Genomic DNA, 13,195 nt, shown 5'->3' with positions numbered 1-13,195 from the left:
CACGTCCATTGTACCCAACGGTGGCCGGACTGAGCGGTCGTATGTCCAGATCGAAACCAACGTATAGTTTTGCGCACCAAATTCCGGAAACCGCCAATCTGGCTTGGATCTCATTCGCGCGAGCTTCATCGCCTGGGCCAAATCAGGACCTGCCTTGATTTTTCTTCCCGTGATTCGATTGCGCTAAAATGCGCGGCAGGACGGGCGCCGCCCTGATCTGCAAGGACGAACTCGCGCTTCTTCGTTCGCTCGCGCGGATGCGTTGCTGATGTTTAGCTAAGCCCCCCGCCCCGGCGTCTCAGCGGCGCGGACCATGCTCGATCAGAGCATTCCGAGCGCCTGCATGTACACGTCGAGAATAGCCTCTTCCTCCTGCCGCTCCGCCTGGTCCTGCTTTCTGATTTTCAGAATCTGCCGGACCGCTTTGACTTCGTAGCCGCGGCCCTTCATTTCGGCGAACACATCGCGGATATCGTCGGAAATAGCCTTCTTCTCTTCCTCCAGCCGTTCGACGCGCTCGATGAACTGACGCAGTTCGGCGGCCGCAACATTGCCCTTAACGGGCGAGGCAGTGCCGGTTTCGGCGGGAGCAGTAGCAGACATGATGGTGTTCCTTGGATCCGAACCGCGAATGGCGTGAATTGACGACACGTCGCCGGTTAACTCTTGATGCCGTTGTTACAATCGGGAAAGGGGTAGATTAGGAGCCGTTGCCTTTAGCCTCCGCATCGACGTCGCGGATATCGTCCGAGATCGTCTTCTTTTTTTCCTTTTCCTTCAGCCGCTCGATGCGCTCGATGATGGCCTTGAGCTGATCGTTGGCAAATTTTGCCGCGGGCGCTTCCTGGACGGCGGCGGCAGTGGTGGCCATCGGGTACTCCTGAAAGGAACTGAGGCTTGAAAGAGGAAGCGCCGCACGCTTCCCCACGCACGGCATCCGGGGAAGACCCTCGGGAGTGCGGTGCCTTGCGTCAAGGCAACATCGCGCTCATCCACAGCGTGCCCACAGGAGAAAGATTCCCTCGCGGTGAGGAGGAGTGGTGTCGGCGACGCTATTTGCGTAGAGGGGGACGGGCGTCGGAGCCCGTCACTCATTTACGATGCGCGGAAGGCAAAATCGTCAGTGCCCGCTGTGGGCCTTTTTCATGGCTTCGAGCTGTTCGGGACTGGCCGTACTCTGATGGGTCGCCTTCCAGGTCTCGTAGGGCATGCCGTAGACGGCCTCGCGGCTTTCGTCCTTGGTCATCGCCGCGCCCCTGGCGTCGGCTTCCTCCTTGAGCCAGTTGGACAAGCAATTGCGGCAGAAGCCCGCGAGATTCATCAGGTCAATATTCTGAACGTCGGCGCGGGAGCGCAGATGCTGGACAAGGCGTCGGAAGACGGCAGCCTCAAGTTCCGTTCTGGTTTTGTCGTCGATGGTCATGACCGTGATCTCGCCCTTTTGCGTAACCTTATTGATATTAGGTGGGAGTTGTCACAGATTTTGCCATATCGCGGCGCAAACAGAGCCCAAACAAGCGGGATTCGGCTGCCCATTGCCTGAAAATGCCCGCTTCAGCCGTTGACAGTTGCCGCTGGCCTACGCGAAATCGTCAATGATCTGATATAGCTTCGCCGAATGATCCCGAAGAATCCTCATCCCCCCAGCCGATTCTCCGCCCGTGTGACCGCCGGTTTGCTGCCGGCGACGCTGGCGCTGGCGATTCCCTGCCTGTGGAGCAGTTCGGCGGCGGCCGACTTCCGTCTCTGCAACAACACCTCGAGCCGGGTCGGCATCGCGCTCGGTTATAAGGATGCCGAAGGCTGGACCACCGAGGGCTGGTGGAACGTCTCCTCGCGCAGCTGCGAGACGCTGCTGCGCGGCACTCTCGTTGCACGATACTACTATATCTATGCGCTCGATTACGATCGCGGCGGCGAATGGTCAGGACAAGCCTTCATGTGCTCGCGCGACAAGGAATTCACCATCAAGGGCACTGAAAATTGCCTGGCGCGCGGTTTCGATCGCACCGGCTTCTTTGAGGTCGACACCGGCGAGCAGCGGGCTTGGACCGTGCAACTGACCGAATCCAGCGAACAGCCGGCGCAGCGGCTGCCCGGGATCCCGGGAACGGTTGGCCCGGGCGGCCCCGGAAACCTTCCGGGCATGCCCAATTCACCAGGCGGGACGCCTCCAGGCGCGTCAGGTCTGCAGCAAGGCCCGGCGCCCGGAAGCAAGCCATGAGGCGTCTGCGCCGCATCAAGATCCTTGCAACGCTTGGCCCTGCATCTTCCGACAGCGCGATGATCCGCCGCCTGTTCGAAGCCGGTGCCGACGTCTTCCGCATCAATATGAGCCACACCTCGCACGACAAGATGCGCGAACTGGTCAAGACCATTCGCAGCGTCGAGTCCAGCTACGGCCGCCCGATCGGCATTCTGGTCGATCTGCAGGGGCCGAAGCTGCGCCTGGGATCGTTCACCGAGGGATCGATCCAGCTCAAGAACGGCGAACGCTTCGTGCTGGATTCCGACAAGGCGCCCGGCGACAACAGCCGCGTCCAGCTTCCGCATCCGGAAATTCTCGCCGCACTGAAGCCGGGTCATGCGCTGCTGCTCGACGACGGCAAGGTGCGCCTGATTGCTGAGGAAACTTCCCCCGAGCGCGCCCTCACTCGCGTCGTGATCGGCGGCAAGATGTCGGACCGCAAGGGCGTGAGCCTGCCCGACACCGATTTGCCGGTATCCGCCATGACTCCGAAGGACCGCGCCGACCTCGAGGCCGCGCTGGTGACGGGGATCGATTGGGTCGCGCTCTCGTTCGTGCAGCGCGCCGAGGACGTCCATGAAGCGAAGAAAATGATCCGCGGCCGCGCTGCGGTGATGGCCAAGATCGAAAAGCCGCAGGCGATCGACCGGCTTCCCGAAATTATCGAGGCCTCCGACGCCTTGATGGTGGCGCGCGGCGATCTCGGCGTCGAGCTGCCGCTGGAGCGGGTGCCCAGCTTACAGAAACAGATGACGCGGATGGCGCGCCGCGCCGGCAAGCCCGTGGTGATCGCAACCCAGATGCTGGAATCGATGATCCAGTCTCCGGTGCCGACGCGCGCCGAAGTCTCGGACGTCGCGACAGCGATTTACGAAGGCGCCGACGCGATCATGCTGTCGGCAGAATCGGCGGCCGGCAAATTTCCGGTCGAAGCGGTTTCGACGATGAACCGTATCGGCGAGGAGGTGGAGCGCGATCCACTCTATCGCGGCGCACTCAGTGCGCAGCGCGCCGAACCGGAAGCGACCGTCGGCGACGCCATTGCCGACGCCGCGCGGCAGATGGCCGAGACGCTCGATCTTTCCGCGATCATCTGCTGGACCAGTTCCGGCTCGACGGCGATCCGCGTGGCGCGCGAGCGGCCCAAGCCGCCAGTGGTGGCGATCACGCCGAACCTCTCGACGGGACGCAAGCTGTCTGTGGTCTGGGGCGTGCATTGTGTGGTCGCGGAAGACGCGAAGGACCAGGACGACATGGTTAACCGGGCCGGCCGCATCGCGTTTCGCGACGGCTTTGCCAGGGCCGGACAGCGCGTCATCATCGTCGCGGGAATCCCGCTCCGCGCCCCCGGCACCACCAACATGGTGCGCATCGCCTCGGTCGGCCCCGATGGCGACGCGGACATGTGAGGCGCGACGCCCCCTGGGGCGGCGATCGTGAAGACCGCGGAGGCGCTGTTGCGCCGCCTCCAACCATCAGGCCTCATCCTTCGAGACGCGGCGAAGAGACGCCGCCCCTCAGAATCAGGAGACGAGCGTCGCGTCCATCGTGATCTTCGTATTCAGCACCTTCGACACTGGACATCCGGCTTTTGCCTTAGCGACCAGTTCCTCGAATTTCGCCTTGTCCGCGCCGGGAATCTTTGCATTCAAGGAGAGGTGCACCGAAGTGATGGCAAAGCCATCGCCCTGCTTTTCAAGCGTGACATCGGCCTTGGTCTCCATCTGCTCGGCGGTGAGCTTGGCTTCGCCGAGGATCAGCGACAGCGCCATCGTGAAACAGGCAGCATGCGCCGCGCCGATAAGTTCTTCCGGATTTGAGCCGGGCTTGCCCTCGAAGCGGCTGGCGAAGCCATAAGGATAATCTTTCAGCGCGCCGCTCTTGGTCGAGATCGCGCCCTTGCCGTCCTTGATACCGCCCTGCCATTTGGCCGATCCTGAAGTCGTTGGCATGTGTGACTCCTTACATCGTCTGTCGGGCCGCCGATCGGGCGGCTACCACCCTATTTGGCGGATTGTTGCGTCAAAGCAATGTCGGAGTTGCGATTGTTTGTGCGCCCACCAGCGTTTGCCGGCAGCACCGCCTGCACCACGAGGCCGCGGGCGCGCGCGTCCATGACGCCGACGGCGCGCAGTGCCAGTAGCGTCACGGTCTGGACGGCGTCGCGCAGCCTCGCCGGGTCATCCAAATTGTCCGGCGCCAGCGGCCCCACCAGCGATTCACGCAGCGCGCCAAGCAGCGCCGTCGCGGCGAGCGAGGTGTCCTGCGCCGGCAGATGTCCGGCGCGAACCGCCGCGTCTATCCGTGCAGCGATCTCGCCGGCGATCTCGCGGCGGCTTGCCAGCCGCGACGCAGTGACGTCGACATCGACCGGTTCAGCCAGGATGCCCCATGCGAGCTTGCGCTGCGACAGCACATGAACCGCTACGGTCGTGACGGCCGCCGCCAGCGCCGAAGACGGCCCGGGCGCCGCGTCCGCCGCGCGGCGGATCGCGGCCAGTTCATCGCGCGAGACGTCGGCGATCAGTTCGGAAATCAGGTCCGCTTTCGAGGGGAAATAGCGGTAGACGGTACCGGCGGCGACGTTGGCGCGGATCGCAACCGGCGCGATCTGCACCGCGGTGATCCCACCATCGGCGGCGGCATCCCGCGCCGCCGCCAAAATGGCGCTACGCCGTGCCGCGAGGCGCTTCACTACTTGATGAGTCCGCCGATAAACCATGACGCGTTTCTCGTCCCTGAGCGCGTTCTGCCCCAAGCTAACCGGGTCGAGAACACGCGTGTCTTCAGTGTTTTGGGCGAATTTTGTGCAAATCGCTTCGAAGAACTGAACACCTGTTCAGACCTGATGGCAAGTTATAAAAATGACGATTCAGGAATGCACCGGTGCAACGCGCGGTCACGTCCGACGCGCATCTAGGCCCTGGCGACTGATGCCTGCGACGGTGACGGCTTCCTGCCGCCACCAGGGACTGGCGCGGCGCAGGACCAAGGCCAAGACGATCAGCTTCGTCATCATGTGGGAATTTTCATTCTGCCGATGATTCGGAGCTGGTTGCTGGTGTAAGGCGGCCATTTTCAAAAATGACTCCGCGATCTCGCGGCGCGGCTGGCGCCCGAGCTTTGCACGAATGTTGTCCCTCGAGAAAAGAGGGAGCAGGGAATGCCGGATGCGCGCTGCACCCGCGGTCCCGTGTGCAAAATGGGTAAGGAAAACGCACACGAGCATACAGGTTCAGCGGAGGCAATCCGGCATTCCCTGCGCAATGGCTTTACGGCTTACTCCGCGCTCTCCCTGGCGACGAATTCGTCTTGTCACCATCGCTGGCGAATTAACGGCCTATCCGCGCCCGGTCGGGCCGACATGCCTCCGCCAGCTTGACACCAGCAACGGGTGCCAGGACCACACGGCTTCACCGTACGCAGCAACATCGTTCGTCTGTGTGCTGTTGATCGCTCACGGGTCTGGCTCAATCCAAAACCCGCCCTGCCATCACGTTTCACGCCTAACGCTGCCGCGTCCACCGCATCCCATCCCGCGTTCGTGACGTCCGCGAAACGCCCCTCTAAGTGGGACGGGATGGGGCGAGCTTGTAAAGATGATTTGCCCGACAGGTTAAGCGGAATCTTGCCCGTCGGGTTGTTTTGCCGCAGGCGGCGCGTGGTGTGCCTATTCCCAGTTTAGCGCGCCGCCGTTCTGGTATTCGATCACCCGAGTCTCAAAGAAATTCTTTTCTTTCTTGAGGTCCATCGCTTCCGACATCCATGGAAACGGATTCTCGGTCTCGTCAAACACCCGCGAAAGCCCCAACTGCGCGCAGCGCCGGTTGGCGATGAAATGCATGTAGGTTTCGCAGAGTGCGGCATTGAGGCCAAGGAAGCCGCGCGGCATGGTGTCCCGGCCGTAGGCGGCCTCCAGTTCGGCGGCGGTACGGATCATGGCGCGAATCTGCTCCTGGAATGCGTCGGTCCAAAGGTCCGGATTCTCAATCCGGATCTGGTTGATGACGTCGATGCCGAAGTTGAGGTGAATGGATTCGTCGCGCAGGATGTATTGATACTGTTCGGCGATGCCGACCATCTTGTTGCGGCGGCCGAGCGACAGAATCTGCGCAAAACCGGTATAGAACCACATGCCTTCGAAGATGACGTAGAAGGCGACGAGATCGCGCAGGAACGCCTGGTCGGCCTCCGGCGTCCCGGTCCTGAAATCGGGGTCGTCGAGATGCTGGGTGTGCTTCAGTGCCCAGGCCGCCTTGTCGGTGACCGAGGGTACTTCCCTGTACATGTTGAACAGCTCGCCTTCGTCGAGGCCGAGGCTTTCGACGATGTATTGGAAGGTGTGGGTGTGTACCGCCTCCTCGAAAGACTGCCGCAGCAGATATTGACGGCATTCCGGATTGGTGAGGTGCCGATAGATCGCCAGCACGATGTTGTTGGCGACGAGGCTCTCGGATGCCGCGAAGAACCCGAGATTGCGCCTGATGGCGCGGCGCTCATCCTCGGTGAGGCCGTCGCGTGACTTCCACAGCGCGATGTCGGGTTGCATCGACACTTCGGTCGGCATCCAGTGGTTGTTGCAGCCGGCGAGATATTTTTCCCAGGCCCATTTGTATTTCAGCGGCAGCAGCTGATTGACGTCGGCACGGCAGTTGATCATGCGCTTTTCGTCGACGGAGACCCGGCCGCCATGGCGATCAATGGCGCCGAGGCCGGTTTGATCGGCTCCGGCTTCGGGATTCAGGAAGGATGGCGGCGCATGGCGCGCGGCCGCGGATGGTTCGGACCAGTCGAGCATGGTGATTATTCCTTGGGTACTGCGCCGCTTACTGGCAGGCTTCGCATTCGGGATTGTCGATCGAGCACGCCACCGCATTGGACAGGTCCGGCGCGGTCGCCGCCTGCGGCATCATGATCGGCGCGCCAGCCGACAGCGCTGTCGCCGATGCGACGCTGTTGAGCTTGCCGTCGGTGCCCTTCAGCGTCGATTTCTCGACATGGGTGGCGCTGCGCGAGCGCAAATAATAAGTGGTCTTCAAGCCGCGGGACCAGGCCAGCCGGTAGAGCGCGTCCAGTTTCCTCCCCGAGGGATTGGCAATGTAGAGATTGAGCGACTGCGACTGGTCGATCCATTTCTGCCGCCGGGATGCGGCTTCGATCAGCCAGGTGCTGTCGATCTCGAAAGCGGTGGCGTAGAGCGCCTTGAGATCGTGGGGGATGCGATCGATGGCGCCAACGCTGCCGTCGAAATATTTGAGGTCGTTGACCATCACCTCGTCCCACAGCCCGCGTGCCTTGAGATCGCGGACCAGGAATTCGTTCACGACGGTGAAATCGCCCGACATGTTGGATTTGACATAAAGGTTCTGGTAGGCGGGCTCGATCGACTGCGCCACGCCGCAGATATTCGAAATGGTGGCCGTCGGTGCGATTGCCATCACGTTCGAATTGCGCATCCCGGTCGATTGAACGCGTTCGCGCAACAGGCCCCAGTCCAGCGTCGCGGTCCGGTCCACGTCGAGCCCGCCGCGCGCTTCCGCCAGCAGTTGAACCGAATCGATCGGCAGGATGCCCCGGCTCCAGAGCGAGCCCTCAAACGACGGGTATCGTCCCCGCTCCGCCGCGAGATCGACCGAAGCCGAAATGGCGTGGAACGCAATCGCCTCCATGCTGGTGTCGGCGAACGCGACAGCGGCGTCGGAGGCGACAGGAATCCGCATCACCTGCAGCGCATCCTGGAATCCCATCAGGCCGAGCCCGACCGGGCGATGCCGCAGGTTCGAGCGCCGCGCCTCGGGGATGGTGTAGAAATTGATGTCGATGACGTTGTCGAGCATCCGCATCGCGGTGGTCACGCTTCGCTTGAGGCGCGCATCGTTCAGCCGGCCGTCCGCGATGTGGTTGAGCAGGTTGATCGAGCCGAGATTGCATACCGCCACCTCGTCGTCCGAGGTGTTGAGGGTGATTTCGGTACAGAGGTTTGAGGAGTGGATCACCCCGGCGTGCTGTTGCGGCGAGCGGAGATTGCAGGGGTCCTTGAAGGTGATCCAGGGATGGCCGGTCTCGAACAGCATGGTCAGCATCTTCCGCCATAGATCCGTGGCGCGAACCTGCTTGAACACGCGGATTTCGCCCCGCTTGGCTTTCGCCTCATAGGCGGCATAGCGCTCGGCAAACGCCTTGCCATAGAGATCATGCAGGTCGGGCGTCTCGTCCGGCGAGAACAGCGTCCATTCGCCGTCAGCCTCGACGCGCTGCATGAACAGGTCGGGCACCCAGTTGGCGGTGTTCATGTCGTGGGTGCGGCGGCGGTCGTCGCCGGTGTTCTTGCGCAGGTCCAGGAATTCCTCGATGTCGATATGCCAGGTCTCGAGGTAGGCGCAGACCGCGCCCTTGCGTTTTCCCCCTTGGTTGACGGCGATCGCGGTGTCGTTGGCGACTTTCAGGAACGGCACCACGCCCTGGCTCTCGCCATTGGTGCCCTTGATATGCGCGCCGAGGCCGCGGACGCGGGTCCAGTCGTTGCCCAGCCCTCCGGAATATTTCGCCAGCAGCGCGTTGTCCTTGACCGATTTGAAGATGCCGTCGAGATCGTCGGCAACGGTGGTGAGGAAGCACGACGACAATTGCGGTCGCAGCGTTCCCGAATTGAACAGGGTCGGCGTCGAAGCCATGAAATCGAACGATGACAGCAGATCGTAGAATTCGATGGCGCGGGCCTCGCGGTCGATCTCGCGGGCAGCCAGGCCCATGGCGACGCGCATGAAGAACGCCTGCGGCAGTTCGATGCGATTGCCGTCGGCGTGCAGGAAATAGCGGTCATACAGGGTTTGCAGGCCGAGGAACTGGAACGCGAGGTCGCGCTCCGGCTTCAAGGCGGCCGCCAGCCGCTTGGCGTCGTAACGGCCCAGATCAGGATCGAGCAATTCAGCCTTGATGCCGGTCTTGATGTAAGCCGGGAAATAATCCGGATAGCGCGTGACCATATCGGCCTGCGACGCGTTGATCGGCGCGCCGTGCACGAACGACAGCACTTCGGTGCGGAGCTTGTCGAGCAGCAGCCGCGCGCTGGCATAGGCGTAGTTCGGCTCCTGTTCCACCAGCGTGCGCGCTGCCATCACGGATGCCAGCGCCAGCTCGTCCTGGCTGATGCCGTCATAGATGTTGCGGTGGATCTCGCCCAGAACCGGCGCGGCGTCGACGCCGTCAAGACCGGCGCAGGCTTCCTCGACGATCAGCGCCAGGCGCGCATGATCGAGCGGGATCCTGGTGCGGTTCGCGAGCGTCACGTGCATGACGGGTTCGGCCGACGGCCCTGCCGGTTTGGCGGCTTGCAACTCGGCGCGCTGCCGGGTCCGCTCGTCGCGATAAAGCACATAGGCGCGGGCGACCTTGTGATGCTCGCTGCGCATCAGCGCCAGTTCGACCTGGTCCTGCACGTCTTCGATGTGAAAGGTGCGGCCTTCGCTCATCCGGCGGGTCAGCGCGCCGACCACCTCGCCGGTCAATTGCTCGACCACCTCGTGCACCCGGCGCGACGCCGCCGCGGTATGTCCCTCGACCGCCAAAAATGCCTTGGTCATCGCCACCGAGATCTTGCCGGCATCAAATTTCGAGACCGTGCCGTTGCGGCGGATCACCTGCATCGGAAGCTGGGCCTCGGGTGTGCCAGGCGCTTCGCTACGCAGTTGGATGAAGGGCGCGGCTTTGGCGGCTTCGCGATTTGGAATGAGTGACATCGGCAGACCCCGTGATGATGCGTTGTTGCGATCAGGCGGGGAACCTTGGAGGGACGCTGCATCGATACCGGCGGCAAAACGCCGGCACGAAAATGCTAGCGACCGCCGGACACCCCGCCCGTGGACGTTCTTTCGGTGTCGCGGCAGGTTTCCTGGCTCGCAGGTCGTCATCGCGCCCGGTCTTCCCAATGCGAAAACGCATCAGTGACGTCTGGTCGGGCGAAACTCGCTGCTTACAGTTGCGGGGGCAGCGCCGGAATCGTGCACACAAGGTGCAATTCACCGGCTTCCCTCTTAGCCACCAAGTCTTGCGACGAGGCGAACCGTGACGCCCATATGTGGTGTTATTCGCGGAAGCCTGTCAATGCACCGCGCAGGATTGCACCACAGAAATTTGTTGAACTGTCACAAAGCCCGGAAACTCCGGTCGAGTTGACGCCCGCACCGTGTTGCCTGTAAGTGAGCCCGTCGTGGTTCTTCGGGCTCATTCGGCCCGAAGCTAAGAGGGAAGCCGGTGCGGCGTTGAGCCAAAGCCGGAGCTGCCCCCGCAACTGTAAGCGGTGAGCCGCTGTTCAAACATGCCACTGAGACCTGACACGGTTTCGGGAAGGCCGGACAGCAGCATCGACCCGTGAGCCAGGAGACCTGCCTCGACAACATACACGTCCTCGGGCGGGGTGTCCCGGTGGTGCGGTTGCGATTCCGCGCGCACTGTGCTGTTGCGGAATCCAGACGTGTCACTTTGGCCTTTGCCCCCAACTTTTGGGGTTGAGCCATGTCTGCTTCCAAATCGTCTGCTACCAAATCATCTGCTTCCACAACTTCTGCTTCCACTATCGCTGTCGCGACGCTCGGCACGCCGCGCATCGGGCCGCGCCGCGAACTAAAACTGGCGCTGGAGAGTTTCTGGTCCGGCGCATCGGACGAAAAAGCCCTGCGCGAGACCGCCGCCGGGCTTCGTGCCGCCAACTGGGCGCGCCAGAAAAAGCTCGGCATCACGGTGATCCCGTCGAACGATTTTTCATTCTACGATCAGGTGCTCGATACCAGCGTCATGGTCGGCGCCATTCCGGAAATCTACGGCTGGAAAGGCGGCGAGGTGCCGCTCGCAACTTATTTTGCGATGGCGCGCGGATCGGAAACGCAAGCTCATGACGACGCCTGCGCGCACGGTCATGGCCATGGTCACGGCGTGCCCGCGCAGGAAATGACAAAATGGTTCGACACCAATTACCACTACATGGTGCCGGACCTGCGCAAGGATCAGACTTTTGCACTGGCCTCGCGCAAGCCGATCGAAGAATACCAGGAGGCCAAAGCGCTGGGCTACCAGACCCGGCCGGTGCTGATCGGGCCGGTCACATTTCTAAAACTCGCCAAGAGCAGCGATGCCGGCTTCGACCCGCTGTCGCTGCTGGACCGGCTGCTGCCGGTCTATGTCGAAATCCTCCGTGAGCTTGCCGCCAGCGGCGCGGAGTGGGTGCAGCTCGACGAACCCTGCCTGGTGCTCGATCTCGATGCAGCGGCCCGCGACGCCCTGCGCCGCGCCTATACGACATTCGCAGAGGCGCTGCCCGACCTCAAGATCATGCTCACGACCTATTTCGGCGGTCTCGGCGACAATCTCAGCACCGCCGTGGCGCTCCCCGTAGCCGGGCTTCACCTCGACTTGGTTCGTGCGCCGAACCAGATCGACGATGTCCTGAAGAAAGCGCCCAAAGGACTGGTGCTGTCGCTCGGAATCATCGACGGCCGCAATATCTGGCGCGCGAATTTGCCTGAAATGCTCGACCGGCTTGAGCCGGTGATCGCGAGACGCGGCGCTGGGCAAATTCAAATTTCGCCATCCTGTTCGCTGCTGCATGTCCCGATCGATCTGGATTTGGAGACCGACCTCGATTCCGACCTGAAAGGCTGGCTCGCCTTCTCGGTGCAAAAAATGGGCGAACTTGCAACGCTCGGCACAGCGCTCGCTGATGGCCGGGATTCGGTGAAAGACGTTTTGGTCGCGTCGGCCACGGCTGCCGCGGCGCGCAAGGCGTCGCCCAAGGTGCATGACGCCGCGGTGGCGAAGCGGGTCGCAACACTGACCCCAGCACTCGGCAAACGCGTCAGCGCCTTCAATGAGCGTGCCAGAATTCAGCACGAGCGTTTCAAATTGCCGCGTTTTCCGACCACCACCATCGGCTCGTTCCCGCAAACCGCCGATATCAGGAATGCCCGCGCCGCGCATGCCAGGGGCGCACTCAGCGACGCCGCCTACGAGACGTTCCTGCAGAACCAGACCGCGCGCACCGTGCGCTGGCAGGAAAATATCGGTCTCGACGTGCTGGTGCATGGCGAGTTCGAACGCAACGACATGGTGCAGTATTTCGGCGAGCAGCTTGCAGGCTTCGCCTTTACCAAGCACGGCTGGGTGCAGTCCTACGGATCGCGTTACGTCCGTCCGCCGGTGCTGTTCGGGGACGTCTCGCGCGCCCGGCCGATGACGGTGGAATGGTGGACCTATGCGCAGTCGCTCACAAAACGGCCGATGAAGGCGATGCTCACCGGGCCCGTGACCATCCTGAACTGGTCGTTCGTCCGCGACGATATTCCGCGCAGCGCGGCCTGCCGCCAGATCGCGCTCGCGATTCGTGACGAGGTCGCCGATCTCGAAGCCGCCGGCGCCGGCATGATCCAGATCGACGAAGCGGCGCTGCGGGAGGGTCTGCCGCTGCGCGAATCGGAATGGCAAAATTATCTCGACTGGGCGGTCGAGAGTTTTCGCATCTGTTCCTCCTGCGTGCGCGACGAGACCCAGATCCACACCCACATGTGCTACTCGGAATTCAACGACATCATCGATGCGATCGGCGCCATGGACGCCGACGTGATCTCGATCGAGACCTCACGCTCCAAAATGGAATTGCTCGACGCCTTCAAGGGCTACCGTTATCCCAACGAAATCGGCCCCGGCGTCTACGACATCCATTCGCCGCGCGTACCCGAAATCGGCGAGATGACCGAGCTGCTAAAACTTGCGAGGCAACGGCTTTCCGACGCGCAGCTCTGGATCAATCCCGACTGCGGCTTGAAGACCCGCAAATGGGGGGAGGTCCGGCCGGCGCTGACCAACATGGTCGCCGCCGCCCGTGAATTGCGCGCGCTGCCCTGAACCACCAGCCCGGATGGACGCCAACCATAGTCATGATGAAGAAGACGCAAC

Annotated in this window: 9 protein-coding genes, 1 pseudogene and 2 riboswitches; of the genes and pseudogenes, 3 read left to right on the top strand and 7 right to left on the bottom strand. The window is 62.4% G+C overall.

The features are described from left to right. Positions 1-321 precede the first annotated feature (321 nt). The 3 genes and pseudogenes from N554_RS0101075 to N554_RS0101065 form a co-directional block, all read right to left on the bottom strand. A complete protein-coding gene (locus N554_RS0101075; protein WP_029581777.1) occupies positions 322-603 on the bottom strand; it encodes a DUF2312 domain-containing protein in 282 nt (93 codons plus the stop codon). Between the two features lie 103 nt (positions 604-706). After that, positions 707-871 (bottom strand): annotated as a pseudogene (locus tag N554_RS37765) (GapR family DNA-binding domain-containing protein); the annotation flags it as partial. Between the two features lie 249 nt (positions 872-1,120). Next, on the bottom strand, positions 1,121-1,423 hold the full coding sequence (locus tag N554_RS0101065) for a DUF1244 domain-containing protein (RefSeq protein ID WP_029581776.1): 303 nt from the start codon (positions 1,421-1,423) through the stop codon (positions 1,121-1,123). A gap of 195 nt (positions 1,424-1,618) precedes the next feature. Between N554_RS0101065 and N554_RS0101060 the strand changes: the two genes are divergently transcribed. Both N554_RS0101060 and pyk read left to right on the top strand, forming a co-directional pair. Next, on the top strand, positions 1,619-2,224 hold the full coding sequence (locus tag N554_RS0101060; RefSeq protein ID WP_029581775.1) for a DUF1036 domain-containing protein: 606 nt from the start codon (positions 1,619-1,621) through the stop codon (positions 2,222-2,224). Further along, complete coding sequence (gene pyk, locus N554_RS0101055) at positions 2,221-3,657, top strand: pyruvate kinase (protein WP_029581774.1); 1,437 nt, start codon at positions 2,221-2,223, stop codon at positions 3,655-3,657. Before N554_RS0101060 ends, pyk begins: the two co-directional genes overlap by 4 nt. Positions 3,658-3,771: 114 nt before the next feature. Here pyk and N554_RS0101050 read toward each other — a convergent pair whose 3' ends face one another. From N554_RS0101050 to N554_RS0101030, 4 genes are all read right to left on the bottom strand, one after another. Beyond that, complete coding sequence (locus tag N554_RS0101050) at positions 3,772-4,200, bottom strand: OsmC family protein (RefSeq protein WP_029581773.1); 429 nt, start codon at positions 4,198-4,200, stop codon at positions 3,772-3,774. A gap of 50 nt (positions 4,201-4,250) precedes the next feature. Beyond that, positions 4,251-4,970 carry a TetR/AcrR family transcriptional regulator gene (locus N554_RS0101045; protein WP_051677226.1) on the bottom strand — a complete coding sequence of 240 codons (720 nt, stop codon included), beginning with the start codon at positions 4,968-4,970 and terminating at the stop codon, positions 4,251-4,253. A gap of 948 nt (positions 4,971-5,918) precedes the next feature. Beyond that, positions 5,919-7,046 (bottom strand): ribonucleotide-diphosphate reductase subunit beta, encoded by a 1,128-nt coding sequence (locus N554_RS0101035; protein WP_051677225.1) that lies wholly within the window; start codon positions 7,044-7,046, stop codon positions 5,919-5,921. Positions 7,047-7,074: 28 nt separating this feature from the next. Next, positions 7,075-9,987 (bottom strand): ribonucleoside-diphosphate reductase subunit alpha, encoded by a 2,913-nt coding sequence (locus N554_RS0101030; RefSeq protein ID WP_029581769.1) that lies wholly within the window; start codon positions 9,985-9,987, stop codon positions 7,075-7,077. Positions 9,988-10,111: 124 nt separating this feature from the next. After that, positions 10,112-10,330, bottom strand: a riboswitch (cobalamin riboswitch). 111 nt (positions 10,331-10,441) lie between these two features. After that, positions 10,442-10,655, top strand: a riboswitch (cobalamin riboswitch). A 107-nt stretch (positions 10,656-10,762) separates the two neighbouring features. On the opposite strand from N554_RS0101030, the gene metE reads away from it, so the two are divergent. Further along, positions 10,763-13,144, top strand: a complete 2,382-nt coding sequence (metE, locus tag N554_RS0101025; protein WP_051677224.1) for a 5-methyltetrahydropteroyltriglutamate--homocysteine S-methyltransferase — start codon at positions 10,763-10,765, stop codon at positions 13,142-13,144. The last annotated feature ends 51 nt before the right edge of the window (positions 13,145-13,195 follow it).

Origin of the sequence: Bradyrhizobium sp. URHD0069 (assembly GCF_000701345.1) — a bacterium.
GTDB lineage: Bacteria > Pseudomonadota > Alphaproteobacteria > Rhizobiales > Xanthobacteraceae > Bradyrhizobium.
The sequence above is the reverse complement of the archived record's forward strand: the minus strand, read 5'-3'. Positions and strand labels throughout refer to the sequence as shown.